The organism is Streptococcus sp. F2, from assembly GCF_056500955.1.
Genome location: NZ_JBWKAI010000001.1, coordinates 1 through 24,996, shown reverse-complemented (window position 1 = coordinate 24,996; position 24,996 = coordinate 1). Strand labels below are relative to the sequence as shown.

The following is a 24,996-nucleotide window of genomic DNA, read 5'->3' as shown; positions in this document are numbered from 1 at the left end:
TATGGCAAAAGGGGAAGGTCAGTTACTGGCGCAAAATAAAAAGGCTAGACATGATTATCACATTGTTGAAACCGTTGAAGCAGGGATTGTCTTAACGGGAACTGAGATTAAAAGTGTTCGTGCAGCCCGTATTCAACTGAAAGATGGCTTTGCCCAAATTAAGAATGGGGAAGCGTGGTTGATCAACGTTCATATTGCTCCTTTTGAACAAGGTAATATTTGGAACGCTGATCCTGAACGGACCCGCAAACTGCTGCTCAAAAAACGTGAGATTACACATCTGGCAAATGAACTCAAAGGAACTGGAATGACCTTAGTTCCTTTAAAGGTTTACTTGAAAGATGGCTTTGCTAAAGTTCTCATTGGTTTGGCTAAAGGGAAACACGATTATGACAAACGCGAAACCATTAAACGCCGTGAGCAGGATCGTGATATCAAACGCGTGATGAAAAGTGTGAATCATCGCTAATCGTTTTAAGCCTGCTGAGTGATGACAGACAGGAGTTGAGGATGAGAAGACCGAGGTTTATAAGCTGGCTCAGGTCTTATTGTTAGTGGGTTTAGCGTAGACGATCTTGATTGATTTTGAAATAGTTGTGACCATTGGTCATAAAGAGTGTCTATGAATGAGCAAAGGAAATTGATTGATGACAAAATCTTTGGTTATCTTAAGAGAGGCAATAGCTAGACTTTTGGTAGTATTCTTAGCGCTTTTGATAACATGCTTAATCAAGGGAGAGCCGATTAGGTTACATTACATGGGACTGATGATGATATTTATTCCCATGTTTATCTTCTCATTGTCAATGACTAGGAAGAAAAAGTGTTTGAACCTTGGACTAGCCTTTGTTGCTGTTTATGGGTTAGGGAAGTTGGTGGAGGCACTAACAGGACAGTTTGATTGGTCTGCGGTTAACCCTTTGCCAGTTTTGGTGGGAATAGTGGTGGTTTTGTTTCTGATTTGGCTCTTTTTGAAAAGCTTACCAATAAAACCAACCGAGTAAGATTTAGCAGTAGGTAGTTAACGAAAAAGAAGAGGGGAATGAAATGTCCTCTTCTTTTTGACTATTAATGCTTTTCTTTGATGATATAGACAGGTCTTTTTTTGGTTTCAAGGAATATTTTTGAGATGTATTTCCCGATAATGCCCATGCAAAAGAGTTGAATACCTCCCATAAATAAAATGATTGAGACAGTACTGGCCCAGCCGGAAACAGGATCACCAAAGAGTAATTTTCGAATCACAATAAATAAGATAGCAAGAATGGAAATTAAGAAACTAAAGGTTCCTGTCCAAGTTGCAATGGTCAGAGGCATTTCTGAAAAATTAACAAAGCCATCTAGGGAATAGCGAAACAGGCCCCAAAAACTCCAATGGCTTTTCCCATGCTGACGCTTGCGGTTGTCGAAGCTGATGTAGGTCGTCCGGTAACCGACCCATGAAAATATACCTTTTGAAAATCGATTGACTTCGCCTAGTTCAAGGATGCTGTCCACAACCTGTCTGGTCATTAATCGGTAATCGCGAACCCCACTAACAATTTCAGTATCGGATAAGTTTTGAATAAGGCTATAAAATAAATGAGACAAAGCAGATCGCCACCAAGGTTCTCCTTGTCTATTGTGACGTCTCGTGACAACTACATCATAACCTTCGCTTATTTTGGCAAACATGAGTGGGAGAAGTTCAGGTGGGTCTTGTAAATCCACATCCATTACAGTAATGTAGTTGCCTTTGGCTTCTTCTAATCCAGCTAATAGCCCAGCTTCTTTGCCGAAATGGCGCGAAAAGGACAGGTAATGAACGTTTGGAAAGCGAGTAGCTAAATCACGTAAGATGTTCAGAGTCTGGTCTTTAGAACCATCATCAATAAAAATATATTCAAAGGCGAGTTGACTAGTCATTGAAAGTTCCAACTGACGCATCTCTTCAAAATAAGGAAGAATAGCTTTTTCTTCATTAAAACAGGGAATAATTACAGATAAAAGCGTCATAGGGGTGTCCCTTTCTAGTCTTTTGACAAATTGTATCACAAAAGCCAAGATATTTCAAAAAACTGTCAAATGATAGCGATTTCCCAAAAATAAAAAAACTGCTGAGGTAACGTCGCCGCACCTCAAGCAGTTTTCATTAATGAGTTGGTTCCGCACTAGAATGCTTTTTGCCTCTGCTTAAAGCATCTTGTTCTGTCATTTCAACGAGCCTATCTAAGTTGACGCCAGCTGGAAGGTTTTCTTTATGGTACCAATAGACAGGAGAGCTTCCGTTACTTGCAACATACACAATCCTTTGACTGTCTACGTCAGTAGCGGTATCCTCTGTAGCTGCATCTGGACTGATCTGATCAGTGCCTTCTTCATCTGTAGCAGGTTCTTTGGTATCCTCTGTGAGAGTGTCGTCACTATCAGTCGTTGTTTCTTCTTCAAGTGTTACATCAGATAGAAGACCTCCATTTTGGAAATCGATAGTAAAGCCATTGGCGGTGTTGAAAACACGCACCTTTTCATCGATGACACCGTCAGAAGATAAAGCTGAAACAACCACGTAACGAGGAACTAGCTCTGTTCCCACATAGACGGGTTCTGCTTTGTAGTAAACATGTACACTAGGATTTTGATTGATGTAGGTTAAGACTTTAGTTTCAATATATTGCATACCGCCTTTACGGTCATTATTGCCTACATTTTGAGTGCGGGTTCCAGTAATCAAATTGTTACGGTATGGGCGTCCACCTAAGCTGTCTGCAATGAGATGACTACGGTCAAAGAGGTAGCCGTGACGAACTTTACCATTACTTAAAACAATACTGACTTCCTGATTATTTGGGATGCGTTTTACCTGTCTTGGACTATGCTTGTAATCATTCTCAGTAGCAGCTCGACCGTCTGCTTTAAATTGATAGGAGAACCAGCCACTTGGGTTGTAGTCGTTTTCCCATTTTTCACGAGAGCCTGCTGACATGTCAATCATATCTTTAGTGATAATGCCATAAGCTACTCCAGAACGATTGTAACCATCTAGATCAGCATATTGAAGGTCCGAGACAGTGACATGTTTTGTGCTACGACCACTTTTTTTATAGACCTTCTCAGTCGTTGTTTTCAATTGAGGAAAGTCCTCTTTTTGAATAGCCGATTTTCCTTCAATGACATAATAGTCTGGATACTGAGCCAACGTCCAGTCTTGCGTGACAGCTGTTTCTTGAGCATAGGTAACACTATCGTGAGGTTGAGCATTAGGAATGAATCCTAACGATAAGGTCATTGCTAAGGCTACAAGAGAATGGGAAAGCCATTTCCTTCTGAGTTTAGACATGAGAAGTTCTCCTTTTTTATTTACTAGTTAAGTATATCATTATTAAGGTTAAAATGTATGAATTTATTAAAAATAATTTTAAGCAATGTAATGTTATAAAAATGAATGAAAGATAATATAAAATAATCAAAAAAATGAGTGTTTTTGATATGAACGAAAGAAGAAAACAACTTGTCTATTTGATAGTTCAAAGGATTTTGGGCTGTTTTAAGGTAATCTTTAGATATTATTTTCTCTTTTTTACAGAAAAGGATTGTGATAGGTGGTTTCTTATTTGATTTAAAAAGCCTAAAAGAGTGATAACATCATAAAAAAACAGAGGGATTTTCCTCTGTTTTTATCCTATTAACGATTTAAGTCAATGACTTCAATTTTATAGCCATCGGGATCTTGAATAAAGTAGTAGCGAGCTGATTTGTCAGTTAACCCTTTAATATCTGTGACAGGAAATCCTGCTTGACGATGTTTTTCGTGGTCTTCTTCGAAATTGTCAGAGCCAAGGGCGATATGGCCATAACCATCTCCTAAATCATAGTCACCGTGATCATAATTATAGGTCAACTCTAGCTCATAACTTTCTCCTTCAAGCGCTAAATACACGAGAGTGAATTGGCTGTCTGGAAAATCTCTTCGACGGGTTTCCTTAAAAGGAAAGGCCTTGGTGTAAAAGTCCACTGATTTGTCGAGATCTTTGACGCGGATACAGGTGTGTAATGCTTTCATAATATTCTCCTTATTTCACTACTGAAATCACTTCTTCACGAGGTTTGCGAACTTGAGGATGTCTGGGATCTCTGAGACGGTAGCCCAAGGACAACATGCTGGCAATACCTTCTTTGTCTTTATTAATAATACCATGAGTTGCTAAAATAGTGTCAACTTTTGCATAGTTGAACCCTTCAATAGGACAGGAATCTATTCCTAACAGGGCAGCTGTCATCATCATATTGCCAAGAGCGATATAGGTCTGTTTTGCAGTCCAATCAAAGAGCGCTCTAGGGTCATCTGCCATGTCCATGTCCTCTTTTTGGAAGGCCTCGTAAAGTCTTAAACGACTCTCAAGTCCCTCTCCCTCTTCTATTCCTCTTCTTAGGAGACTATTTTTAATAGCAGGGCTATCGTACCTAGCATTTCTTTCAGCAATTAACAGCACAAAATGGCTAGCTGTTTCAAGTTGATATTGGGCACCCCAGGCAAAGGGTTTGATTTCCTCTTTTATTTGCTTATTATCTAGAACTACAAAGCGCCAGCCTTCTAAGCCAACAGAAGAAGGGCTTAGCCAAGCAGCATCCAAAATAAGGTTCAAGTCTTCCTCGGAAATCGTTTCATCTTTATAAACACGAACGGCTGTCCTAAAGTGTAGTGCTTGTTGTAATTGGTGATGAATGGACTGGTTCATAAGAATAACCTTCCTTTCGTTAGGAGTGATGTCTGGGTAAGGATTAACCTTCAAAGTAAAGCAATTCTTTTGGGGTATGGGTAAAGACTTCAAAGCCATCTTTAGTGACATAACCGCAATCTTCAATGCGGACACCAACTTTACCTGGAATATAAATGCCTGGTTCCACAGAGAAGCACATGCCTTCTTCAATCACAAGCTCATTCCCAGCCATAATGGATGGGAATTCATGTACATCCATACCGATACCATGCCCCAGGCGGTGGTTGAAGTACTCTCCATAGCCAGCTTTTTCGATGACTTGGCGGGCAGCGGCATCGACTTGAGCTGCTGTAACACCTGGTTTAATAAAGTCAATAGCTGCTTGATGTGCTTCAAGGCAAAGGTTATACATGTCGATTTGGAATTGATCGGGCTTACCGACAGCAACTGTTCGTGTCATATCACTGGTGTAGCCTAAGGTTTCAACTCCTAAGTCAAAGAGAAGAAGAGCATTGTTTTCAATCTTGTTGGTACCCGGAATCCCATGAGGATTGGCAGCATTGTTACCCGTTAAGACCATAGTGTCAAAGCTCATTTTGTTAATGCCTTGTTTTTTCATTTCAAATTCAATTTGAGCGATGATGTCTGTTTCGGTAACATCCAAGGAGATGTTATCAAAACCAACTTGAACGGCCTTGTCAGCGAACTGACCAGCAATCATCATTTTCTCAATTTCATCAGCTGATTTGATGAGGCGCATGCCTTGAACAAATGGGGTTAGATTAGCAAATTGCCCTGAAAAGACTGTCTGCAACCCATGGAATTTACTGACGTTAAGGTGGTCAAATTCGGCATAAATGGTTTTGGCCGCTGTATTTGGTAAAACGGCTTTGATTTTTTCCCAAGGATTTTCAGAATCCACATAGCCAAAGACTGGGAAGTCAACTTCTTGGCTAGCTCTGGCCACCTCAAGGGCAGGTACAAAAAGCACAGGAGCTAAATCATGGTAGACAAACAAAAATAGTTGTCTCTCATGCGGGTCACAGAAGAATTCAGTCAAATAATTAATGGTAACAGGATCTGAAAAAATAGCCAGTTCAGCTCCTTTTTGCTCAAGATGCAAACGTATTTGGTCTAATTTTGTCATAGGAAAACCTTCTTTCTGCCTACTATTTTTCCAAAAAAAGCTTAAAAAATCAAGCTTTGGGTCAATCTTTGAAAACTTTTTCAAAAATTAACCTTTAATACTTGAAAGTGGTTACAAAACATGCTAAAATATTTTTTGAAAGCGTAATTTTCAAATAGAAAGGAAGACAAAAAATGAATACAGATGATACCATCACGATTTATGACGTTGCCCGTGAAGCTGGTGTTTCTATGGCAACTGTTAGTCGTGTTGTTAATGGCAACAAAAACGTTAAGGAAAACACGCGTAAGAAAGTTTTAGAAGTCATTGACCGCCTAGATTATCGTCCAAATGCTGTCGCACGTGGTCTCGCCAGCAAAAAAACAACAACCGTCGGGGTTGTGATTCCGAATATTGCAAACAGTTATTTTTCTATTTTAGCCAAAGGTATTGATGATATCGCCGCTATGTATAAATATAATATTGTACTTGCCTCTAGTGATGAGGATGATGACAAGGAGGTTAACGTTGTTAATACCCTCTTTGCTAAGCAAGTTGACGGTATTATCTTTATGGGGCACCATTTGACTGAAAAAATCCGTGCGGAATTTTCACGCTCACGCACCCCGATTGTTTTAGCAGGGACAGTTGACCTTGATCATCAATTACCAAGTGTTAATATTGACTATAAGGCAGCTGTGTCTAATGTGGTTGATATTTTGGCAGAAAACCATCAGAGCATTGCCTTTGTGTCAGGACCACTTATTGATGACATCAATGGTAAAGTACGTTTGGCGGGTTACAAAGAAGGCTTGAAGCACAACAAACTTGACTTCAAAGAAGGACTTGTTTTTGAAGCTAATTATTCTTATAAAGAAGGCTTTGAATTGGCACAACGTGTGATTAACTCAGGAGCAACAGCAGCTTATGTGGCTGAAGATGAGTTAGCAGCGGGTCTTTTAAATGGTTTGTTTGAAGCAGGCAAACGCGTTCCAGAAGATTTTGAAATCATCACCAGCAATGATTCACCAGTTGTTCAATATACCCGTCCAAACTTGAGTTCTATCAGCCAACCCGTTTACGACTTGGGAGCTGTCAGCATGCGGATGTTGACTAAAATCATGAACAAAGAAGAGTTGGAAGAAAAAGAAATTCTTTTGAATCATGGCATTAAAAAACGCGGAACCACTAAATAGGTTACCGTAGGGTATTATTTGTTAAAAAACGAAATACTAAAAGATAGTACTTTGTGTTGTCCCTAAAAAGAGGCTCAATTTCTTTTATTGGTATAAGTAAGACAGATAGAGGCTGGGGAAACTGATATCCCAGCCTTTTTTAGGAGAGAAGTAATGACAAATCAACTAATCATGCAGGCTTTCGAGTGGTATCTTCCTGCAGATGGTAACCACTGGAAAACAGTGAAAGCAAGTATTCCACAATTACAGCATTTAGGAGTGACTGAGCTCTGGCTTCCTCCTGCTTTTAAAGGAACTGGTATTAATGATGTGGGATATGGTGTTTATGATTTATTTGACCTAGGGGAATTTGATCAAAATGGCACAGTCATTACCAAATACGGTAGTAAACAAGAATATCTCGAACTTATTGCAGCCTTGAAAGAAGCTGCAATCAAACCAATCGCAGATATTGTTCTTAACCATAAAGCCAATGGGGATCATAAGGAACGTTTTTTGGTCATCAAAATGAATCCTGAAAATCGCCAAGAAGCTCTGACAGAACCTTATGAGATTGAAGGCTGGACTGGTTTTGATTTTCCTGGTCGAAATGGTTGCTATAATGATTTTAAATGGCATTGGTATCATTTCACAGGGCTTGATTATGATGCCAAGAGCAATGAAACTGGCATTTACATGATTACAGGTGACAATAAGGGCTGGGCCAACAATGACTTGATTGATGACGAACATGGTAATTTTGATTACCTCATGTACAATGATTTGGACTTCAAACACCCAGAGGTTATTCAAAACTTGCAGGATTGGGCTAAGTGGTTTATTGAGACAACAGGAATCGAAGGTTTTCGTCTAGATGCCGTCAAACACATTGATTCTTATTTTATCCAAACCTTTGTCAATGATATTCGCACTCAAATCAAACCAGATTTAGAAGTTTTTGGTGAGTATTGGAAGTCAGACCAAGACTCCATGGAAGACTACTTGGAAGCCACCAATGAACAGTTTGCTTTAGTAGATGTCGGTCTTCACATGTCTTTTTTTAACGCCAGTCATCAAGGAAAGGATTTTGATTTAACACATATCTTTGAAGGAAGTTTAGTGGCTAGCAGGCCTGACTTGGCTATTACTTTTGTTGAAAATCATGACACGCAACGTGGTCAAGCTTTGGAGTCCACAGTGGAAGATTGGTTTAAACCTCTGGCCTACGGCTTAATTCTCTTACGCCAAGAAGGCAAACCTTGTCTGTTCTATGGCGATTACTATGGTATTTCCGGAGACTTTGCTCAAGCTAGTTTTAAAGAAGTGCTTGACAAGTTGACGCTGTTGCGTAAAGAGGCTGTTTACGGGCAACAAGTCGATTATTTTGATCACGCTAATTGCATTGCCTGGACTTGTTTAGGCGATGAAGAACATCCCCATCCGCTGGCAGTTATCCTATCAAATGGTGATGAAGGTTGGAAGCATGTGGAAATCGGTCAAGACTTTATCGGGCAGACCTTTGTCGATTACTTAGGCCATTGTTCAGAAAAGGTAGTGGTGGCTGAAGATGGTTGGCTTGATATTAAGGCGGAGGCAGGCTCTATTTCAGCCTGGGTACCTGAAGAAAGAAGCTTTTAAAATGGGAAATCAGTCTTTGGGCTGATTTTTCGTTATCCTAGTGAAAATTCCTATAAAATGAGCTATAATAGAGGTTATGAAAGTTCTATTATATTTAGAAGCAGAAAATTATTTAAAAAAGTCAGGAATTGGACGTGCTATCAAGCATCAGGCAAAAGCCTTGTCTTTGGTGGGTCAGAATTTCACCACCGATCCCAATGACGATTATGATTTGGTTCATCTCAATACCTATGGTTTAAAAAGTTGGCTCTTGATGGCTAAAGCGCAAAAAGCAGGCAAAAAGGTCATCATGCATGGGCACTCTACAGAGGAGGACTTTAGAAATTCCTTTATTTTTTCAAACCTCTTGTCACCTTTGTTTAAGAAATACCTCTGTCAATTTTACAATAAGGCTGATGCTATTATTACCCCTACCTTGTATTCCAAGTCTTTAATTGAGCAGTATGGTGTGAAAACACCTATTTTTGCGGTGTCCAACGGTATTGATTTGGAACAGTATGGAGCAGATTCTGAAAAAGAAGCTGCTTTTCGTCAGTATTTTGACATTAAAAAGGGCGAAAAAGTAGTGATGGGAGCAGGATTGTTTTTCCTTAGAAAAGGGATTGATGACTTTGTCAAAGTTGCTCAAGCTATGCCAGATGTAAGGTTTATCTGGTTTGGAGAGACTAATAAATGGGTAATTCCCGCTCAAGTTCGTCGCCTCGTAAATGGTAAGCATCCTAAAAATCTCGTTTTTCCAGGCTACATTAAGGGTGAGGTTTATGAGGGTGCTATGACTGGTGCCGATGCCTTTTTCTTCCCAAGTCGCGAAGAAACAGAAGGCATTGTGGTCTTAGAAGCCTTAGCGAGTCGTCAGCACCTTGTTTTACGTGATATCCCAGTTTACGATGGTTGGGTTGATCAAAATAGTGCTGAATTAGCAACTGATATCCCAGGTTTTATCCAAGCTTTGACCAAAATTTTAGCTGGTGACAGCAACAAAATTGACGCTGGTTACAAGGTTGCCCAAAGTCGGCGCCTAGAAACAGTTGGTCAAGCATTAGTAGATGTCTATAAAAAAGTAATGGAGTTATAAGATGCGTGTAGGTTTATTTACAGATACCTATTTTCCACAAGTTTCTGGAGTTGCCACGAGCATTCGTACCTTAAAAGAAGAACTTGAAAAAGAAGGCCACGAGGTCTATATTTTCACCACCACTGATAGAGATGTCAAACGCTTTGAAGATCCAACGATTATTAGGCTGCCAAGCGTTCCTTTTGTGTCTTTTACGGATAGGCGCGTGGTTTATCGTGGCTTGATTTCTTCTTATAAAATTGCTAAGCAGTATGACCTTGATCTTATCCATACCCAGACAGAATTTAGCCTTGGGTTATTAGGAAAGATGGTGGGCAAAGCCTTACGAATTCCTGTTGTTCATACTTACCATACCCAGTATGAAGACTATGTTAGCTATATTGCTAACGGTAAAATTATTCGCCCAAGCATGGTTAAGCCTCTTCTCAGAGGCTATTTGAAAGACTTGGACGGTGTGATTTGTCCAAGTCGAATTGTCCTCAACCTACTGGAAGGTTACGAAGTCACTATCCCTAAGCGTGTGATCCCAACAGGCATTCCTTTAGAAAAATACATTCGTGATGATATTAAAGCAGAAGATGTTGCCAGTTTAAAAGAGGAATTGGGCATTGCTGCTGATGAGACCATGTTGCTAAGCTTGTCACGGATTTCTTATGAAAAAAATATTCAGGCTATTATTAATCAGATGCCAACGGTCTTAGCCAAACATTCAAAAATTAAACTGATTGTTGTGGGAGATGGTCCTTACTTAGAAACCTTAAAAGACTTGGCGATGCAATTAAATGTCGAGCAGCATGTGATCTTTACAGGCATGGTTCCTCATGACAGGGTGGCTTTGTACTATAAAGCTTGTGATTTTTTCGTCTCAGCATCAACTAGTGAAACGCAGGGCTTGACCTATATTGAAAGTCTGGCCAGTGGTAAGCCTATTATCGCGCAGAGTAACCCGTATTTGGATGATGTGATTACAGACAAGATGTTTGGGACGCTTTACCATGCTGAAGAAGACCTAAGTGATGCCATCATTGATGCCATCGTAGAGACACCGGTTATGGATCAGCAATTACTAGAAGAAAAACGTTACGAGATTTCAGCTGAGCATTTTGGAAAATCTATTTACACCTTTTATTTAGACACTCTGATTGCAAGAAATAATAAGGAACCACAAAAATTAAGCCTTTATCTCAACCATTCTGGTAAGAATAGTTCTCTTAAACTGGTGCAAGGGGCTATTCATTTGCCTAAGCGAGCTGTTAAGGCGACAGCTCTGACTTCTGTCAAAGTGGTCAAGGCTCCTATCAAGTTGGTCAATGCGATCAAAGATTTTCTGGATTAAGGCTTGTAAATTTTTGAAAACTTGCTATAATAATCTTGAAGACAAGTTAGATTGCACAAAATCTTTTAAGCGAGTGCTGGTTGGTGGAAAGAGCACAAAGGTGGATAATCTAATACTCCTTCCTGGTTTTTATGTAAACATAAAAGGGTGGCTCCCTTATCGCCAATAGAGGTGCACGGCATGCTTTTTTGTCCTGCATAAATCAAGGTGGAACCACGCTGATTGCGTCCTTTGGGATGCAGTCAGCTTTTTTGTTTTTGACGTCTCACCAGACCTTTATTGAAAGAGAGGGAAGAATGCTTATCTCAAAGCTCTAAAGCCGAGTGTTAATGTACCTAGGATGACCTTTCAACCTCTTGTTTCTGACTTGTTTTACTATCCATGTTTAAGTGGAAATCTTAACTGACTTAAAGGAGAAAGCAAATGATTAAGATTACTTTTCCAGATGGCGCCGTTCGTGAATTTGAATCTGGCGTAACAACGTTTGAGATTGCTGAGTCCATCAGTAAAACGTTAGCTAAAAAAGCTTTGGCTGGTAAATTCAATGGCCAACTAATTGACACCACTCGTGCCATTGAAGAAGATGGTAGTATTGAAATTGTGACACCTGATCATGAGGATGCTTATGATGTGCTTCGTCACTCTGCAGCCCACTTATTTGCCCAAGCTGCAAAACGTTTGTTCCCAAATCTTCATTTGGGTGTTGGCCCTGCCATTGCAGAAGGTTTTTACTACGATACAGATAACGCTGACGGCCAAATTTCGAACGAAGATTTGCCACGTATTGAAGCTGAAATGCAAAAAATCGTGAAAGAAAACTACCCATGTATTCGTGAAGAAGTGACTAAAGAAGAAGCTTTGGAATTGTTCAAAGACGATCCTTACAAGGTAGAGTTGATTAATGAGCATGCTGGTGCTGGTTTGACTGTTTACCGTCAAGGTGAATTTGTAGACCTTTGCCGCGGCCCTCACGTGCCATCAACAGGTCGCATCCAAGTCTTCCACTTGCTCAACGTGGCGGGTGCTTACTGGCGTGGTAACAGTGACAACAACATGATGCAACGTGTCTATGGAACAGCGTGGTTTGATAAAAAAGACCTTAAAGCTTACTTAACCCGTCTTGAAGAAGCCAAAGAGCGTGATCACCGTAAACTTGGTAAAGAACTTGACTTGTTCATGATTAGCCAAGAAGTTGGTCAAGGTTTGCCATTCTGGTTACCAGATGGAGCAACTATTCGTCGTACTCTTGAACGCTATATCACAGACAAGGAATTAGCTTCAGGCTACCAACACGTTTACACACCACCTCTTGCTTCTGTGGAATTGTACAAGACATCAGGTCACTGGGAGCACTACCAAGAAGACATGTTCCCTGTGATGGACATGGGAGATGGGGAAGAATTTGTCCTTCGTCCAATGAACTGCCCACACCACATTCAAGTGTATAAAAACCATGTGCATTCTTACCGTGAATTGCCTATCCGTATTGCCGAACTAGGGATGATGCACCGTTATGAAAAATCAGGTGCCCTATCTGGCTTGCAACGGGTACGTGAGATGACCTTGAATGATGGCCATATCTTCGTGACACCAGAACAAATTCGTGATGAATTTAAACGTACCCTTCAATTGATTATTGACGTTTACGAAGATTTTAACTTGACCGATTACCGTTTCCGTTTGTCCTACCGTGACCCAGAAGATACTCATAAATATTATGACAATGACGAAATGTGGGAAAATGCGCAAGCCATGCTAAAAGGTGCCATGGATGACATGGGTGTAGACTACTTTGAAGCAGAAGGTGAAGCAGCTTTCTATGGGCCAAAATTAGATATTCAAGTGAAAACAGCTCTTGGTAACGAAGAAACCCTATCAACTATTCAGTTGGATTTCTTATTACCAGAACGCTTTGACCTCAAATACATTGGTGCTGATGGCGAGGAACATCGTCCAGTCATGATTCACCGTGGGGTTATTTCAACAATGGAACGCTTCACTGCGATTTTAATCGAGACTTACAAGGGTGCTTTCCCAACTTGGTTGGCACCTCACCAAGTGACGGTGATTCCAATTTCAAATGAAGCACACATTGACTATGCTTGGGAAGTAGCCAAAACACTTCGTGACTGTGGTGTTCGTGCAGATGTGGATGACCGCAATGAAAAAATGCAATACAAGATTCGTGCGTCACAAACCAGCAAAATCCCTTACCAATTGATTGTTGGGGATAAAGAAATGGAAGAGAAATCAGTTAACGTGCGCCGCTATGGTAGCAAGGCGACTCACACCGAATCTGTGGAGGACTTTGTGGAAAATATCTTGACAGATATTGCTCGCAAATCACGCCCAGATGCACAAGCTTAATCAATGATGAAAGGAAGTCCAAAGTGAACTGCATTCCAAAAGTTAGACAACAAATCTAACTTTTGGGGGTCACTTCAAAGGGCTTCTTTTCTTTTTTAAAACCTCGGGCAAGCGGTTGCGCTTGCTTTCTCATAGTGTTATAATGAGTTACTTACTAACTGATAAAAGAAATGAGGGTTAGCAGATGGCAATGATAGAAGTATCTCATCTTCACAAACAGTTTACTAAAACCATTAAAGAGCCTGGGTTAAAAGGGGCGATGAAATCGTTTTTGAACCCGCAAAAAGAGGTATTTGAGGCTGTTAAAGACTTGTCTTTTGAAGTGCCTAAGGGGCAAATTTTAGGATTTATTGGCGCCAATGGTGCAGGAAAATCAACAACAATTAAGATGTTAACAGGAATTTTAAAGCCAACATCTGGTTATTGTCGCATTAACGGGAAGATTCCGCAAGACAATCGTCAAGATTATGTCAAAGATATTGGCGTTGTTTTTGGGCAACGGACCCAACTGTGGTGGGATCTGGCCTTGCAGGAAACCTATGCTGTGTTAAAAGAAATTTACGATGTGCCTGAAAAAGACTTTCGCAAGCGTATGGATTTTTTAAATGAGGTCTTAGAACTTAATGAGTTTATTAAGGATCCTGTTCGAACGTTGTCACTAGGACAACGCATGCGAGCTGACATTGCAGCCTCTTTATTGCATAATCCGAAAGTGCTTTTTTTAGACGAACCAACGATTGGCTTGGATGTTTCTGTCAAAGACAATATTCGACGTGCCATCACTCAGATTAATCAAGAAGAAGAGACAACCATTCTGTTGACAACTCATGATTTGAGTGATATTGAACAGCTGTGTGATCGGATTATCATGATTGATAAGGGCCAAGAAATCTTTGATGGCACGGTGACCCAACTCAAACAAACATTTGGGAAGATGAAAAGCTTATCTTTTGAATTGGAAGCGGGACAGGAAGAAGTTGTTTCTCAGTTTCTTGGGTTGCCTGATATAACTGTGGAACGACACGAATTAACTTTGGAAATTCAATATGACAGTTCCCGTTATCAAACAGCAGAGGTTATTCAACGAACCATGGCTGATTTTGTAGTGAGAGACTTGAAAATGACAGATGCTGATATTGAAGATATCATCCGTCGTTTTTACCGAAAGGAGCTGTAACATGCAATCATTCTGGAAACGCTATAAGCCCTTTATCAGTGCAGGAATTCAAGAATTAATGACTTATCGGGTCAATTTCTTTCTCTATCGACTAGGGGATGTTATGGGAGCTTTTGTGGCTTTTTATCTTTGGAAGGCTGTATTTGATTCTTCCAAACAGTCCTTGATTAATGGTTTTACTCTGTCAGATATGACCTTTTATATTATCATGAGTTTTGTGACGGCTTTGTTAACGAAATCGGATAGCTCCTTTATGATTGGTGAGGAAGTGAAAGATGGGTCTATTATCATGCGGTTGCTTCGGCCAGTTCACTTTGCGGCTTCTTACCTTTTTATGGAGATAGGCTTTCGGTGGATTGTTCTCATCAGTGTTGGCTTTCCGTTTTTGCTGGTAATTTTCGGAATCAAATTAATGGCGGGAATGTCATTTTGGCAACTTCTAGCTACTGTTTTTCTCTACCTGCTTAGTCTTTTATTGGCCTTCTTGATTAATTTTTATTTCAATATCTGTTTTGGCTTTTCTGCCTTTGTTTTCAAAAACCTTTGGGGTTCTAACTTATTAAAGAATGCCTTGGTTGCTTTTATGTCAGGCAGTCTGATTCCATTGGCCTTTTTTCCTAAAGTGGTTGCTACCGTCCTTGGATTTCTCCCGTTCTCCTCTCTCGTTTACACCCCTGTCATGATTGTGATTGGGAAATATCGGTTTGAGCAGATAGGGGTAGCCATAGGCTTGCAATTCTTTTGGTTGATGGTCATGATGCTCTTGTCCCACGTTATTTGGAAACAGGTTCAGGATCATTTAACGATTCAAGGAGGATAAGATGGCAAAATTGAGACGTATGCACGCTATTTTTATCAAACAATACCTCAAACAAATCATGGAATACAAGGTTGACTTTGTGGTTGGGGTGTTGGGTGTTTTTCTCACACAAGGCTTGAATTTACTCTTTTTGAAGGTGCTTTTTCAGCACATTCCCTCTTTAGACGGCTGGACCTTTCAGCAAATTGCGTTTATTTATGGCTTTTCTTTGATTCCCAAAGGGATTGATCATCTCTTTTTTGATAATCTTTGGGCTTTGGGACAACGTCTTGTACGTAAGGGGGAATTTGATAAATACCTAACGCGCCCAATTAGTCCTTTGTTTCATGTTTTAGTAGAGACCTTTCAAGTGGATGCCTTGGGAGAATTATTGGTTGGGATTATCTTATTAGTCACAACGATGGGAACCTTGACATGGACCATTCCTAAAGTCCTTCTTTTCATACTAGTGATTCCATTTGCTACCTTGATTTACACTTCTTTAAAAATTGCGACCGCTAGTATTTCTTTTTGGACCAAGCAATCAGGAGCAGTCATTTATATTTTTTACATGTTCAATGACTTTTCCAAATACCCCATGTCCATTTATCATTCACTGTTGAGGTGGATTATTAGTTTTGTGATCCCATTTGCTTTTACGGCCTATTACCCAGCCTCTTACTTTTTGACAGGTCAGCATCTGGCTTTTAATATTGGAGGCTTGGTAGTGATATCCTTGCTGGTTTTGGCCTTATCGCTTAAGCTTTGGAATTGGGGACTAGATGCTTATGAAAGTGCTGGTTCCTAGAGAGACTCTTAAACAAATCGAAAATCGTTTATGGTAGAATATGGAAAACCTAGATAATGAAGAAAGGCAGCTGTTGTAAAAACGGCTGCCTTTTTTGTGATGGTTTACCAAGCGTAGGCATTGGTTGGAGCTTGTAAGTAGTCCAGCCACTGTCTATCTTTAAGACGGCAAAGGGTAACAGAGATACCAGTCATGTCAAGGCTAGTCATGAATTTTCCATTTTTGATAAAAGGAAGATGAAGCCCTTCAAGATCTAAAAGTTGATGGATATCATTCAGAAAAATGCCTTGTTCCAAGTCGGTTGCTGTTCCTAAATTATTGACTAGAAGAATAAAATGTTCGTCTTCTTGCCAATGAAATTTAATTTGAAGCTTATTAACAATTTCCACAGCAAGATGCTCTGATGACATAAATGGGACCGTGCGATAGCCTTCTTCGCCATGAATACCAATTCCATATGAAATCTGATGATTAGGCAAGTCAAAAAGAGGTAGTCCCGCATTGGGTAGGCTAGCAGATTTGGTTGCAAATCCGATGGTAGCAATCTCTGTGGCAAGGTCAAAAGCTAGGTGTTCAAGGTCATCCAAACTTGCCCCACTTTGTGCAGCTGCTCCTAAGATTTTGTGAAGCAATATGGTTCCAGCGAGACCTCGGTGGCGCATTTGGAATTGCTTTTTAGGTTCAACCGAGATATCGTCGTGGGAAATAATATATTTGATGTTACGACCTTCTTGTCGTGCTAGATGAATGGCTTGGCTAAATTCACGAATGTCGGCTTCAAAGTTTTTGATAATCACAAAGACCCCCTTACCTTTATCTAGAAATCGCAGGGCTTCTAAGATATCTGTGGCAGTTGGGGGAGTAAAAATATCGCCATAGATAGCAGCTGACAGCATACCATCACCAACGAAGCCGGAATGAGCAGGTTCGTGTCCGGATCCTCCTCCGGATAAAATTGGGATGAGTTGATCATCGAGATGCCTATTATAAATAATAGGCAAATCCTGTAATTGGGCTAGGTGGGGATGGGCTGCTAATACACTTGCTATATATTGGGAAATAAGCGTTTGTGTTTGATTTAATATGGTTACCATAACGTTTTCCTCGTTTAATGAATGCTGGTTAAGATAAGCTGCTTGAGATAGGTAAGACAAGGTTTAGGTTCACTCTGACTAACATAACCTTTAATCATATCTGCTAATGCCCTAGCGTGATAATGGGTTAAAAAAGCAAGGTAATCAGCATCATCAGATTGGCTCATTTCTTGACTTTGGTATTCAGAAATGATTTTAGCCATTAAGATCTGACAGTAGTCCACAAAGTAGCTGTAAAAATCATTTTGCCCTTTGATATCAAATAGTTGGGCATAAAACGTCTTATTGCGTTCAAAATAAAAGAGTAACTCTTCTAACAGTTGAAAGCCACTGATGTAATTGAGATTGTGTGTGACCTGTTCCTGAAGTTCAGTCTCAAAAATCCAGTCTAACAGTTCATACTTATCTAGAAAATGATTGTAGAAGGTTTGCCGCCTGATTTGGGCCTGATCCATAATATCAACGACAGAAATTTTATCAAAGCTTTTCACTGCTAGTTGCTTTTTGAAAGCCTTGGCAATTTTTTTCTTGGTGATGAGAGAAGTTGCCATAAGTAATCCTTTAATATGAAATATCTTCTGCCATTATACCTTATCAAAGGCATTTTAGGAAGAAAAGGGACAAATCTGAGGATTTGTCCCTTACGTTTTGGGAGGGGCTATTTTATAATGAAAGCGTAAACAAAAAATCGGAGGAAGATCCATGAAAAAAATTATGAATGATGCCACTCAGATTGTGGACGATATGTTGCAAGGTTTAGCTTATATGCATGATGACTTGGTGGAACGCCTAGATGGTTATGATGTGATTGTTCGTAAAGCAGAGAAGACGGGAAAAGTAGCCATTATTTCAGGTGGTGGTTCTGGACATGAGCCATCTCATGCTGGTTTTGTTGGTGAAGGCATGTTGTCAGCAGCAATCTGTGGTGCAGTCTTTACTTCCCCAACTCCAGATCAAATTTTAGAAGCTATCAAAGCAGCTGATGAAGGTGCTGGTGTCTTTATGGTCATCAAAAATTATTCAGGTGACATTATGAACTTTGAAATGGCCCAAGAATTAGCAGAAATGGAAGGCATTGATGTTGCCAGTGTTGTCGTTGATGATGATATTGCGGTTGAGAATAGCCTCTACACTCAAGGACGTCGTGGGGTTGCGGGAACCATTCTTGTTCACAAGATTTTGGGGCATGCTGCGCGTGAGGGCAAATCATTAGCGGATATTAAAGCTCTTGCTGATGAATTGGTCCCAAATATTAAAACTATTGGTCTGGCTCTTTCTGGAGCAACTGTTCCTGAAGTTGGCAAACCTGGTTTTGTGCTTGAAGATAATGAGTTTGAATACGGTGTTGGTATTCACGGTGAACCAGGCTACAAAAAAGAAAAATTACAATCATCATCAGTATTAGCTCAAGAGTTGGTAACTAAATTGGCAGATAGCTTTGACATGAGCGCAGGACAACATTATGGCGTCTTGGTCAATGGTTTGGGAGCTACACCATTAATGGAACAATACGTTTTTGCGAATGATGTAGCAAAACTCTTGGCAGAAAAAGATGTCACAGTCAGCTTCAAGAAAATTGGTGACTACATGACGTCTATTGATATGGCTGGTTTGTCTTTGACCTTGATCAAACTTGACAAGGATGAATGGACAGAAGCTCTTCAATCAGATGTTATCACACCAGCTTGGTAAGGAGGAAATCATGCAAGCACAAGATGCAATCAAATGGATGACCTTATTTAATGATAAAATTCAAGTGAATAAGGATTATTTAAGTCAATTGGATACGCCTATCGGAGATGGTGACCACGGTGGCAATATGGCGCGCGGGATGTCTGCTGTGATGGAAAATCTTGACGGTAAAGAATTTGCGAGCGCAGCGGATGTCTTTAAGGTCGTTGCTATGCAGTTGCTAGGCAAAGTTGGTGGAGCTTCAGGTCCATTGTATGGTTCTGCCTTTATGGGGCTTTCAAAAGCTAGTGAGGATAGCAGTTTGGCAGATGCTTTGCAGGCTGGATTGGACATGATTCAAAAACGTGGTAAGGCAGAAAAAGGTGAGAAAACCATGGTGGATGTTTGGATTCCTGTGATTGAAGCCTTGAAAAATGACGGGTTAACCAAGGATGTGGTTGAAGAGGCTGTTTTAGCTACCAAAGACATCCAGGCAACTAAAGGACGCGCTTCTTATGTAGGAGAACGCTCAGTGGGTCATATTGATCCAGGTTCCTTCTCATCAGGACTCTTATTTGAAGCCATGTTGGAAGCAGAGGTGGTTTAATGTCAGATTTAGGAATTATTATTGTATCGCATTCTAAAAATATTGCTCAGGGAGTTGTCGACCTGATTTCAGAGGTGGCGACAGATGTTGCCATCACCTATGTCGGTGGTACAGAAGATGGTGGTATTGGCACCAGTTTTGACCAAGTGCAGGCTATCGTTGACGCCAATCCTAAGGATGACTTATTGGCTTTCTTTGATCTTGGATCTGCCCGCATGAATATCGAAATGGTTTCAGATTTTTCTGACAAGACCATTACCTTGAATGTGGTCCCCATTGTCGAAGGGGCTTACACAGCAGCAGCTCTTATTCAGGCTGGCGCGGACAAGGATGCTATTTTAAGTCAGTTAGAAGAGTTAGCTATCAATAAATAAATAGCAAGGAGATTATCATGAATTTTATCGGTGAACTGTTAGGAACGTTTATTTTGGTTTTATTAGGAGACGGTGTGGTTTCTGCTTGTATCTTGAATAAAACCAAAGCTCAAAATAGTGGCTGGATTGCTATTGTTTTGGGCTGGGGAATTGCTGTAACCGTTGCGGTTTATATTAGTGGTTTCATGAGTGGTGCCCACTTAAACCCAGCCGTGACACTCGCTATGGCAGCCATTGGCTCATTACCATGGTCTCAGGTAGTGACTTATCTTGTGGCTCAATTTCTTGGAGCAATGCTTGGAGCCTTAGTTCTCTACTTGCATTACTACCCACATTGGAAGGAAACCAAAGATGCTGGTACGATTTTAGCTTGTTTTTCAACTGGGCCAGCAATCCGCCACACTTGGTCAAACCTTTTTGGCGAAGCTTTAGGAACAGCTGTTTTAGTGATTACGGTAATGGCCATTGGTCCTAATAAAGTAGCTGCTGGTTTTGGTCCGATTATTGTTGGTTTTGTGGTTATGGCAGTTGGTTTTTCACTTGGAGCAACAACAGGTTATGCCATCAACCCAGCGCGTGACCTTGGGCCACGTATCATGCATTCCTTACTTCCAATCCCAAATAAAGGAGATTCTGACTGGTCATACGCTTGGATTCCAGTTTTAGGTCCAATCCTTGGTGGGGTCGCAGGTGCCTTGATTTATCAAGTGATTTTAAATATGATGTAATGAACCAAAAAAAGTTGAGTCTAGGACTCAACTTTTTTTGGTGGCTAAGAAGTGTTCTTTTACAGGTTTTCCCTTTTCTTGGACCGGAGCTTTCAGTATAATAAAGTTAACGTGATTGAAAAATGAGGGTGACAATGAGAAGACTACTAAGTACCATGATTAAGTGCAACCAAGATTTACCAAAGAACAGCCTGGTGGTTGACATGACCTTAGAAAAAGCTGCGCAATTATATGAAAATCAAGTGCTCACGGATACCCAACGTTTCCGGAAAATAAGGTTGAGTGAATCAGGGCTGACGCTTGAGGTCCGATTCTTGAAGAAGCAACCAGTTCAGTGGTTATCAGAACCCACCAATAGTAATCAATTAGAAGAAAAGGCTAATAAGTTTTTAGCAAATGATGATCAGACAATAAATATCAGTCAAGCTGCTCTTGCTCAATTTCTAGAGGATACCGGGGATCAAAATCCTATTCACCGAAAAGCGCCTTATGTTTTACCCGGAGCATTCTTACTCGAGCAGGTGAGTGATAGGTTAGCTATCGATTATCGTCGATTACATTTGCGCTTTTATGCGCCAGCGGTTTTAGATAGCCCTATCCAATTGATGGTGAAAGGTAGAGCCATTGGCCTGTTTCAAGCTGGTAAATTAGTAGCTAAAGGAGATTATGACCATGACGGATATTTATATTGCTGCAGGCCTTAGAACCCCTATCGGTTTAGTAGGGAAACAATTTGCTAAAGAACAACCAGAAATCCTTGGAGCAAAGCTCATCAATGCTTTACAAAATAAGTATCCAGCTCCTATTGACCAAGTGATTTGTGGCAATGCCGTCGGAACTGGTGGTAATATTGGGCGCTTGCTGACCCTGTATTCTCATTTAGGAGAATCTGTCCCTGCTTTGACGGTTGATATGCAATGTGCTTCGGCTGGAGCAGCTCTTTCCATGGGTTATGCTAAAATCAAGGCAGGTATGGCAAGTAACCTTTTAGTGGGAGGGATTGAAAGCAGCTCCTTACAACCTGAATCGGTATACGCTTCAGCTGATTGGCGACAGGGAGCCTACAAAGTTGCACAGTTTTCTCCAGATAGCAACAGTCCATTTGCGATGATTGAGGGGGCAGAACGAGTAGCAGCTGAGTATGGCTTTACTAAGGAGTATTTGAATCACTGGACATTGAAGAGTCATCAAAAGGCTAGTCGTTGCCAGGAGCAAGCCCTGTTAGTTGACCTTATATTAGACCTGCCAGGAGCCAGTGATCAAGGCATTCGACCGCGCTTGTCAAGTAAGGTGTTGTCAAAAGTGCCTCCTATCTTAGGAGAGGGTCACGTGATTAGTGCAGCCAATGCCTGCCTCACCCATGATGCTGCTGCCTTTTTACAGCTAAGTAGTCAGCCTTCAGCTTTTAAACTGATCGATGTGGTAGAAGTAGCAGGAGACCCACAGCGTAGCCCCTTAATGGTGGTTACAGCTAGTCAAGTCCTTTTGGCAAAACATGGTCTAGGGATGGCAGATATGACAGCTATTGAATGGAACGAAGCCTTTGCCGTTATTGATGGTTTATTTGAAACCCATTACCCAGATTTATTGGACCGCTATAATATATTTGGAGGAGCTCTGGCCTACGGGCATCCTTTTGGAGCTTCGGCAGCTATTATTCTCTTACATTTAATGAAGGCTTTAGAAATTAAGCAAGGGCGGTATGGTTTGGCAGCTATTCCAGCAGCGGGAGGGCAGGGAGTTGCCTTCTTGGTAGAATGCAATCAGGAGTGGTGCAATGCTAACTAGACTGAATCAGTGGGCGAAGGAATGTCCTGATAAGAGAGCTGTTGTGACGGATCAACAAACCTTGACCTATTATGAATTATGGCAAGTTATTATCACTGATCAGAAGGTGCCGCCAGAAAAGTACCCACAGGTTATTCACGAGCAACATTACCTCAAGCAGTTGATTGCCTTTTTACAAGGGTTACGGCAAAATAATCGCCCTCTTATTGCCCATCCCAATATGCCTGATGGCTACCAACAGCGGATTAGGCAGGATAATCAAAAGCCACCGACCCAGGCTGACTTTGCAGTCTTGAGTTCGGGTTCCACAGGTCAAGCTAAATTATTTTGGCGGTCATTGTCTTCGTGGACTGAGATGTTTGACTATCAAAATCAGGTTTTTGGCCTGAATGCAGATACAAGTCTTTTTTTGCATGGGAGTTTTAGTTTTACTGGTAATTTAAATTTGGCCTTGGCACAGCTTTGGGCAGGTGGTTGTATTGTTTGGACACAAAAACCATCTTTTAAGACCTGGCTTATGTTATGGCAAAAAGAGCAAGTTAGTCATCTTTATCTGTTGCCGACTTATCTCAATCGTATATTACCCTACCTCACTAAGGCCAATATGACAGCTACCCACCTCTTAACTTCTTCGCAACTGATGTCACCTGACTTACTCCAGCGTTATTATCAGACATTTCCTCAGCTCGAAGTTATTATTTTCTATGGAGCTAGTGAATTGTCGTTCATCACTTGGTGTAATGGCAAAGACGCTTTAGAAACAGCAGGTTTGGTGGGTCATCCTTTTCCAGGTGTCAACATCAGTCTTGTGGATAAACAAATTTTTGTGGAAACCCCTTATGCCATTGAAGGTATTAAACAGCCCTATAGCGTATCAGATATTGGAGACATGTGCTCCGCTGGTTTAATATTGAAAGGACGACGAGATGACTGGGTCAACCAACAAGGCGTCAAATGCCATCTTCCTAGCCTTGTGGAATTGGTCGCACAAGCTCCAGGTGTAAAGGAAGCCACCGCGCTCAAAGTGGGGAGCGGTTTAAACCAAGCTATCCTTTTGGTCTTAGTCTTGACTGAGAATCAGAAGTTGGAAGCGATTAAAGACTTTTTAGTCTCTCACCTTAGCCCTTGGCAATTGCCTAAATATTATCTTCTTGTAGACCATCTTCCGCTCAACGATAGCGGTAAAATTGATCGAGCAGCTCTGCTGGCTTTATTACCATCTAAAGGGACATAGGTTTGGCAGTGGCAGCTTACTTTTAGAGGTTATCAACTGACCCGAAATGTTGAATATGGTATAATAAGGTCCAACAATGAAGGGGGAAAAGGCAATGACACAGGCTATTCTAGATCGTTACCAAGCTTTGAAAGAGTATCAAAGAGCTGGTTTATCGAACCAATCCTTTCGAGCGTTAGCGGAAGAAGCAGTCATTGATAGTCGTCTTGGGTCCCTTAGTTTCTGGATGATTTGGCCAATTGAAAAAAAGGCGAAAACAATCAAAGCATTACTGACATTTTTACTTGATTTGGTAGAAATGCCTGTCGAGTTAAGCGGTCAGCTAGAGGATACCAAGGCCTTGCTCGCTCACTTTTCTCCTGACTTATCACCAGACCATCCTTTTTGGAAAGAGTTGGCTAGCTTAGTTGACCAAGCTTTTCCGGCTAGAACTTTAGGAGAAGTGGGTGACTTGGAAAGACGTCTGCATCAATTTCGCTATGTGATTTCCAGTCAGCAGGCTCAATATATTCGGAACCATTACAAACAAGAAGAAATGACCGACGGCCAGGCTTTGGCTATTTTTCTGAGAGCTAAAAAAGGACCTGCTTTATGGCGGCGTTCCCCTGATTATACTTTGCTGGATTCAGCTAGACTACATAACAAACTAAAAATTGAGGGAGAAAAAGTCATTTTTCCCGATCAAGAGCTTTCTTATAACATTAAAGTTTTGCTTTGGTTTCATACCGAATTCATCCTTGACAATAAGGGATTTTTCCTGAATGAAATCGATGGAGAGGTGGTGACCGAAAAAGGAATTGTGAATGGTGCTTCCTTTAACTATGGTACAGATGGTCCTAGGCATTGGAATTTGGATGTTGATCCCATAAGGCGTCATGATCCCAATTTTAGACGTGAGGTGGCTAGAGGTTTCCAATCCCCGTCGCGAGTTTTTCGAAAATGGTTTAAGCGAAATAGAAATGATTTTGCCTTTTCTTACTTTAATGCTAAGGGGCTTTATAGTTCAGACCATAAGAGTAGCTTTTCTATGGTCAAACAAGAGGCAAAAAAGTTTAAACGACTTATCAAGTATGGAATCTCCAAGAAATAATGGCGATAAAAAAGAAGAGTTTTTGACGTGACCCCCTGGACTTGTCAAGAAAAAATAGACATAAAGTTAAGCTAATTAGTAACTATTTTTTCAAATTCTACAGGTGAGAGATACCCTAAAGCTGAATGCAGACGTTTAGGGTTATAGTAAGTCTCAATATATTTAAAAATCTCAAGCTGAGCTTGCTCAATAGTTGCGAAATGAGCATCATT

26 protein-coding genes are annotated in these 24,996 nt (G+C 40.7%); 18 read left to right on the top strand and 8 right to left on the bottom strand.

Annotated elements, in window-relative coordinates:
• Nucleotide 1: 1 nt before the first annotated feature.
• Together smpB and ACYTR8_RS00125 are read left to right on the top strand one after the other, a co-directional pair.
• On the top strand, nt 2–469 hold the full coding sequence (gene smpB, locus ACYTR8_RS00130) for an SsrA-binding protein SmpB (protein WP_022554349.1): 468 nt from the start codon (nt 2–4) through the stop codon (nt 467–469).
• A 178-nt stretch (nt 470–647) separates the two neighbouring features.
• A complete protein-coding gene (locus tag ACYTR8_RS00125) occupies nt 648–1,004 on the top strand; it encodes a cell division protein FtsW (protein WP_269760610.1) in 357 nt (118 codons plus the stop codon).
• Between the two features lie 64 nt (nt 1,005–1,068).
• Here the strand turns inward: ACYTR8_RS00125 and ACYTR8_RS00120 are convergent, their stop codons facing one another.
• From ACYTR8_RS00120 to ACYTR8_RS00100, 5 genes are all read right to left on the bottom strand, one after another.
• A complete protein-coding gene (locus ACYTR8_RS00120) occupies nt 1,069–1,995 on the bottom strand; it encodes a glycosyltransferase family 2 protein (protein ID WP_111715650.1) in 927 nt (308 codons plus the stop codon).
• A 136-nt stretch (nt 1,996–2,131) separates the two neighbouring features.
• The gene (locus ACYTR8_RS00115) at nt 2,132–3,316 is read right to left on the bottom strand and encodes a DNA/RNA non-specific endonuclease (protein ID WP_479641461.1); all 1,185 of its coding nucleotides are present in this window, start codon (nt 3,314–3,316) and stop codon (nt 2,132–2,134) included.
• A 345-nt stretch (nt 3,317–3,661) separates the two neighbouring features.
• Entirely contained in the window at nt 3,662–4,039 is a 378-nt protein-coding gene (gene gloA / locus ACYTR8_RS00110; protein ID WP_003049924.1) for a lactoylglutathione lyase, read from the bottom strand.
• A 10-nt stretch (nt 4,040–4,049) separates the two neighbouring features.
• Nucleotides 4,050–4,715, bottom strand: coding sequence for an NAD(P)H-dependent oxidoreductase (locus ACYTR8_RS00105; RefSeq protein WP_479641460.1), 666 nt, complete (start codon nt 4,713–4,715; stop codon nt 4,050–4,052).
• A gap of 43 nt (nt 4,716–4,758) precedes the next feature.
• Complete coding sequence (locus tag ACYTR8_RS00100) at nt 4,759–5,844, bottom strand: M24 family metallopeptidase (RefSeq protein WP_111717901.1); 1,086 nt, start codon at nt 5,842–5,844, stop codon at nt 4,759–4,761.
• 173 nt (nt 5,845–6,017) lie between these two features.
• Between ACYTR8_RS00100 and ccpA the strand changes: the two genes are divergently transcribed.
• The 8 genes from ccpA (at nt 6,018) to ACYTR8_RS00060 (ending at nt 16,198) form a co-directional block, all read left to right on the top strand.
• Complete coding sequence (gene ccpA / locus ACYTR8_RS00095; protein WP_003049927.1) at nt 6,018–7,019, top strand: catabolite control protein A; 1,002 nt, start codon at nt 6,018–6,020, stop codon at nt 7,017–7,019.
• A 153-nt stretch (nt 7,020–7,172) separates the two neighbouring features.
• Complete coding sequence (locus ACYTR8_RS00090; RefSeq protein WP_479641459.1) at nt 7,173–8,636, top strand: alpha-amylase; 1,464 nt, start codon at nt 7,173–7,175, stop codon at nt 8,634–8,636.
• Between the two features lie 76 nt (nt 8,637–8,712).
• The gene (locus tag ACYTR8_RS00085; protein WP_479641458.1) at nt 8,713–9,711 is read left to right on the top strand and encodes an LTA glycolipid anchor biosynthesis glycosyltransferase, IagA/BgsA family; all 999 of its coding nucleotides are present in this window, start codon (nt 8,713–8,715) and stop codon (nt 9,709–9,711) included.
• Between the two features lies 1 nt (nt 9,712).
• The gene (locus ACYTR8_RS00080; protein WP_111715663.1) at nt 9,713–11,047 is read left to right on the top strand and encodes a glycosyltransferase family 4 protein; all 1,335 of its coding nucleotides are present in this window, start codon (nt 9,713–9,715) and stop codon (nt 11,045–11,047) included.
• A 423-nt stretch (nt 11,048–11,470) separates the two neighbouring features.
• Nucleotides 11,471–13,414, top strand: coding sequence for a threonine--tRNA ligase (thrS, locus tag ACYTR8_RS00075; protein ID WP_479641457.1), 1,944 nt, complete (start codon nt 11,471–11,473; stop codon nt 13,412–13,414).
• A 184-nt stretch (nt 13,415–13,598) separates the two neighbouring features.
• Nucleotides 13,599–14,591 carry an ABC transporter ATP-binding protein gene (locus ACYTR8_RS00070; protein ID WP_269760617.1) on the top strand — a complete coding sequence of 331 codons (993 nt, stop codon included), beginning with the start codon at nt 13,599–13,601 and terminating at the stop codon, nt 14,589–14,591.
• Between the two features lies 1 nt (nt 14,592).
• Nucleotides 14,593–15,411, top strand: coding sequence for an ABC transporter permease (locus ACYTR8_RS00065; RefSeq protein WP_443597560.1), 819 nt, complete (start codon nt 14,593–14,595; stop codon nt 15,409–15,411).
• Between the two features lies 1 nt (nt 15,412).
• A complete protein-coding gene (locus ACYTR8_RS00060; RefSeq protein WP_111715675.1) occupies nt 15,413–16,198 on the top strand; it encodes an ABC transporter permease in 786 nt (261 codons plus the stop codon).
• Between the two features lie 104 nt (nt 16,199–16,302).
• On the opposite strand, the gene dhaQ is transcribed toward ACYTR8_RS00060, so the two are convergent.
• Together dhaQ and dhaS are read right to left on the bottom strand one after the other, a co-directional pair.
• Entirely contained in the window at nt 16,303–17,292 is a 990-nt protein-coding gene (gene dhaQ / locus ACYTR8_RS00055) for a DhaKLM operon coactivator DhaQ (RefSeq protein ID WP_479641456.1), read from the bottom strand.
• A 14-nt stretch (nt 17,293–17,306) separates the two neighbouring features.
• Nucleotides 17,307–17,843, bottom strand: a complete 537-nt coding sequence (gene dhaS / locus ACYTR8_RS00050; protein WP_111715680.1) for a dihydroxyacetone kinase transcriptional activator DhaS — start codon at nt 17,841–17,843, stop codon at nt 17,307–17,309.
• A gap of 151 nt (nt 17,844–17,994) precedes the next feature.
• Here dhaS and dhaK point away from each other — a divergent pair, with 151 nt between their 5' ends.
• The 8 genes from dhaK (at nt 17,995) to ACYTR8_RS00010 (ending at nt 24,784) form a co-directional block, all read left to right on the top strand.
• Nucleotides 17,995–18,984: a dihydroxyacetone kinase subunit DhaK gene (gene dhaK, locus ACYTR8_RS00045; RefSeq protein WP_479641455.1), complete on the top strand. Its 990-nt coding sequence runs from the start codon at nt 17,995–17,997 to the stop codon at nt 18,982–18,984.
• 10 nt (nt 18,985–18,994) lie between these two features.
• Nucleotides 18,995–19,570: a dihydroxyacetone kinase subunit DhaL gene (gene dhaL / locus ACYTR8_RS00040; RefSeq protein ID WP_003057236.1), complete on the top strand. Its 576-nt coding sequence runs from the start codon at nt 18,995–18,997 to the stop codon at nt 19,568–19,570.
• A complete protein-coding gene (gene dhaM / locus ACYTR8_RS00035; RefSeq protein WP_003057223.1) occupies nt 19,570–19,944 on the top strand; it encodes a dihydroxyacetone kinase phosphoryl donor subunit DhaM in 375 nt (124 codons plus the stop codon). The genes dhaL and dhaM overlap by 1 nt, the downstream gene beginning before the upstream one ends.
• 14 nt (nt 19,945–19,958) lie before the next feature.
• Nucleotides 19,959–20,672 (top strand): MIP/aquaporin family protein, encoded by a 714-nt coding sequence (locus ACYTR8_RS00030; protein WP_443597574.1) that lies wholly within the window; start codon nt 19,959–19,961, stop codon nt 20,670–20,672.
• Between the two features lie 134 nt (nt 20,673–20,806).
• A complete protein-coding gene (locus ACYTR8_RS00025) occupies nt 20,807–21,376 on the top strand; it encodes a hotdog family protein (protein ID WP_111715690.1) in 570 nt (189 codons plus the stop codon).
• Nucleotides 21,345–22,460, top strand: coding sequence for an acetyl-CoA C-acyltransferase (locus ACYTR8_RS00020; protein ID WP_111715693.1), 1,116 nt, complete (start codon nt 21,345–21,347; stop codon nt 22,458–22,460). The genes ACYTR8_RS00025 and ACYTR8_RS00020 overlap by 32 nt, the downstream gene beginning before the upstream one ends.
• Nucleotides 22,450–23,694, top strand: a complete 1,245-nt coding sequence (locus ACYTR8_RS00015) for an AMP-binding protein (RefSeq protein WP_479641454.1) — start codon at nt 22,450–22,452, stop codon at nt 23,692–23,694. Before ACYTR8_RS00020 ends, ACYTR8_RS00015 begins: the two co-directional genes overlap by 11 nt.
• A gap of 94 nt (nt 23,695–23,788) precedes the next feature.
• Nucleotides 23,789–24,784 (top strand): DUF3114 domain-containing protein, encoded by a 996-nt coding sequence (locus tag ACYTR8_RS00010; RefSeq protein WP_443597557.1) that lies wholly within the window; start codon nt 23,789–23,791, stop codon nt 24,782–24,784.
• A gap of 71 nt (nt 24,785–24,855) precedes the next feature.
• On the opposite strand, the gene ACYTR8_RS00005 is transcribed toward ACYTR8_RS00010, so the two are convergent.
• A partial coding sequence (locus ACYTR8_RS00005) for an IS3 family transposase (protein ID WP_243096516.1) occupies nt 24,856–24,996 on the bottom strand: 141 nt, incomplete at its 5' end.

What these genes read in the sequence shown, in the direction of transcription:
- smpB (WP_022554349.1), top strand. Translation starts at nt 2, where the DNA reads ATGGCAAAAGGGGAAGGTCAGTTACTGGCGCAAAATAAAAAGGCTAGA.
- ACYTR8_RS00125 (WP_269760610.1), top strand. Translation starts at nt 648, where the DNA reads ATGACAAAATCTTTGGTTATCTTAAGAGAGGCAATAGCTAGACTTTTG.
- ACYTR8_RS00120 (WP_111715650.1), bottom strand. Translation starts at nt 1,995, where the DNA reads ATGACGCTTTTATCTGTAATTATTCCCTGTTTTAATGAAGAAAAAGCT.
- ACYTR8_RS00115 (WP_479641461.1), bottom strand. Translation starts at nt 3,316, where the DNA reads ATGTCTAAACTCAGAAGGAAATGGCTTTCCCATTCTCTTGTAGCCTTA.
- gloA (WP_003049924.1), bottom strand. Translation starts at nt 4,039, where the DNA reads ATGAAAGCATTACACACCTGTATCCGCGTCAAAGATCTCGACAAATCA.
- ACYTR8_RS00105 (WP_479641460.1), bottom strand. Translation starts at nt 4,715, where the DNA reads ATGAACCAGTCCATTCATCACCAATTACAACAAGCACTACACTTTAGG.
- ACYTR8_RS00100 (WP_111717901.1), bottom strand. Translation starts at nt 5,844, where the DNA reads ATGACAAAATTAGACCAAATACGTTTGCATCTTGAGCAAAAAGGAGCT.
- ccpA (WP_003049927.1), top strand. Translation starts at nt 6,018, where the DNA reads ATGAATACAGATGATACCATCACGATTTATGACGTTGCCCGTGAAGCT.
- ACYTR8_RS00090 (WP_479641459.1), top strand. Translation starts at nt 7,173, where the DNA reads ATGACAAATCAACTAATCATGCAGGCTTTCGAGTGGTATCTTCCTGCA.
- ACYTR8_RS00085 (WP_479641458.1), top strand. Translation starts at nt 8,713, where the DNA reads ATGAAAGTTCTATTATATTTAGAAGCAGAAAATTATTTAAAAAAGTCA.
- ACYTR8_RS00080 (WP_111715663.1), top strand. Translation starts at nt 9,713, where the DNA reads ATGCGTGTAGGTTTATTTACAGATACCTATTTTCCACAAGTTTCTGGA.
- thrS (WP_479641457.1), top strand. Translation starts at nt 11,471, where the DNA reads ATGATTAAGATTACTTTTCCAGATGGCGCCGTTCGTGAATTTGAATCT.
- ACYTR8_RS00070 (WP_269760617.1), top strand. Translation starts at nt 13,599, where the DNA reads ATGGCAATGATAGAAGTATCTCATCTTCACAAACAGTTTACTAAAACC.
- ACYTR8_RS00065 (WP_443597560.1), top strand. Translation starts at nt 14,593, where the DNA reads ATGCAATCATTCTGGAAACGCTATAAGCCCTTTATCAGTGCAGGAATT.
- ACYTR8_RS00060 (WP_111715675.1), top strand. Translation starts at nt 15,413, where the DNA reads ATGGCAAAATTGAGACGTATGCACGCTATTTTTATCAAACAATACCTC.
- dhaQ (WP_479641456.1), bottom strand. Translation starts at nt 17,292, where the DNA reads ATGGTAACCATATTAAATCAAACACAAACGCTTATTTCCCAATATATA.
- dhaS (WP_111715680.1), bottom strand. Translation starts at nt 17,843, where the DNA reads ATGGCAACTTCTCTCATCACCAAGAAAAAAATTGCCAAGGCTTTCAAA.
- dhaK (WP_479641455.1), top strand. Translation starts at nt 17,995, where the DNA reads ATGAAAAAAATTATGAATGATGCCACTCAGATTGTGGACGATATGTTG.
- dhaL (WP_003057236.1), top strand. Translation starts at nt 18,995, where the DNA reads ATGCAAGCACAAGATGCAATCAAATGGATGACCTTATTTAATGATAAA.
- dhaM (WP_003057223.1), top strand. Translation starts at nt 19,570, where the DNA reads ATGTCAGATTTAGGAATTATTATTGTATCGCATTCTAAAAATATTGCT.
- ACYTR8_RS00025 (WP_111715690.1), top strand. Translation starts at nt 20,807, where the DNA reads ATGAGAAGACTACTAAGTACCATGATTAAGTGCAACCAAGATTTACCA.
- ACYTR8_RS00020 (WP_111715693.1), top strand. Translation starts at nt 21,345, where the DNA reads ATGACGGATATTTATATTGCTGCAGGCCTTAGAACCCCTATCGGTTTA.
- ACYTR8_RS00015 (WP_479641454.1), top strand. Translation starts at nt 22,450, where the DNA reads ATGCTAACTAGACTGAATCAGTGGGCGAAGGAATGTCCTGATAAGAGA.
- ACYTR8_RS00010 (WP_443597557.1), top strand. Translation starts at nt 23,789, where the DNA reads ATGACACAGGCTATTCTAGATCGTTACCAAGCTTTGAAAGAGTATCAA.